A 299-nucleotide genomic window follows, 5' to 3' on the forward strand; every position below is an offset into this window, starting at 1 on the left:
GAAACATCGGCGATCTGGAGGTCGTCGCTCAGGATGCCGAAGGACGGCCCAGAATCAGGGAGGCGTGGGACGCGAAGTACGGGCTTCGAGATCTCGCGACCGAGATCAAAGAGGTCGGTGACAAACTCTCGAATCACCCGGAGACGGAGACCGTCGGGCTGATCACGAGCGAACCGGTTACTGCGAACTACGATGGAATAATTGAGGGGATCGAGTCGAGACACGACGTCGACTTCCAGTTGATAGACTTCGAGTCGTTCGTCCGAGCCCAATTCGAGGAAGCTGAAGACCACCTTTCC

1 pseudogene is annotated in these 299 nt (G+C 57.2%); it reads left to right on the forward strand.

The annotated features are described in order from the left end of the window. Positions 1-299: pseudogene (locus EXE45_RS20625) on the forward strand (DNA methyltransferase); the annotation flags it as partial.

This window comes from Halorubrum sp. SP9, from assembly GCF_005435015.1.
Classification (GTDB): domain Archaea; phylum Halobacteriota; class Halobacteria; order Halobacteriales; family Haloferacaceae; genus Halorubrum; species Halorubrum sodomense.